Origin of the sequence: Vibrio sp. 2017_1457_13 (assembly GCF_030851525.1) — a bacterium.
GTDB classification, from domain to species: domain Bacteria; phylum Pseudomonadota; class Gammaproteobacteria; order Enterobacterales; family Vibrionaceae; genus Vibrio; species Vibrio metschnikovii.
The window spans coordinates 1-1,240 of record NZ_VHTA01000038.1 but is presented as its reverse complement, the minus strand read 5'-3'; the positions used below and the strand labels follow the sequence as shown (position 1 = coordinate 1,240).

At 48.5% G+C, this 1,240-nt stretch carries 1 tRNA gene and 2 rRNA genes; all 3 read left to right on the top strand.

What is annotated here, in order from left to right:
• Positions 1-538, top strand: a 16S ribosomal RNA gene (locus tag FKN88_RS17390); the annotation flags it as partial.
• A gap of 70 nt (positions 539-608) precedes the next feature.
• Positions 609-684 (top strand) — tRNA-Glu (locus tag FKN88_RS17385).
• A 328-nt stretch (positions 685-1,012) separates the two neighbouring features.
• Positions 1,013-1,240, top strand: a 23S ribosomal RNA gene (locus FKN88_RS17380); the annotation flags it as partial.

Sequence of the window (1,240 nt, the reverse complement as noted above, 5' to 3'; positions counted from 1 at the left end):
TCCTGCGGAGACGCGGGAGTGCCTTCGGGAACTGTAAGACAGGTGCTGCATGGCTGTCGTCAGCTCGTGTTGTGAAATGTTGGGTTAAGTCCCGCAACGAGCGCAACCCTTATCCTTGTTTGCCAGCGAGTAATGTCGGGAACTCCAGGGAGACTGCCGGTGATAAACCGGAGGAAGGTGGGGACGACGTCAAGTCATCATGGCCCTTACGAGTAGGGCTACACACGTGCTACAATGGCGCATACAGAGGGCGGCGAGCTAGCGATAGTGAGCGAATCCCAAAAAGTGCGTCGTAGTCCGGATTGGAGTCTGCAACTCGACTCCATGAAGTCGGAATCGCTAGTAATCGTGGATCAGAATGCCACGGTGAATACGTTCCCGGGCCTTGTACACACCGCCCGTCACACCATGGGAGTGGGCTGCAAAAGAAGCAGGTAGTTTAACCTTCGGGAGGACGCTTGCCACTTTGTGGTTCATGACTGGGGTGAAGTCGTAACAAGGTAGCGCTAGGGGAACCTGGCGCTGGATCACCTCCTTACGTAAAGATTGTGCATTGATGAGTGTTCACACAGATTGAATTGGTTTATTAGTAAAGAGAGTATCTTAGTGTCCCGTTCGTCTAGAGGCCTAGGACACCGCCCTTTCACGGCGGTAACAGGGGTTCGACTCCCCTACGGGATACCATCTTAAAGCGCATTGCTAAGCAGTGTTTTTTAAGATGGTTTACTCGTTTTAAAAGCGATAAATCTAGCTCTTTAACAATTTGGAAAGCTGACAAAGTAACTTATCTTCATTGATGGGTTACTTGTAAAGTTCTCAATCTTTATCTTTTGATAAAGACCAAAAATACACATTCAAGTGTGCTTGGTGAAAAACATCTTCGGATGCTTTTCAAAATTGAGTCCGGCAAAATCTGTCTCGCACTCATGTAAATTAAACGCGAGACAACTTGGTCGCTTGTTTGTTTTCACTTTCGTGAAAGCAAGAAGCCAAAGACCCTTTGGGGTTGTATGGTTAAGTGACTAAGCGTACACGGTGGATGCCTAGGCAGTCAGAGGCGATGAAGGACGTATTAACTTGCGATAAGCGTAGATGAGGCAGTAAAAGCCACTCGAGTCTACGATTTCCGAATGGGGAAACCCAAGTGCATAAGCACTTATCGCTGCGTGAATACATAGCGCAGCGAGGCAAACCGGGGGAACTGAAACATCTAAGTACCCCGAGGAGAAGAAATCAACCG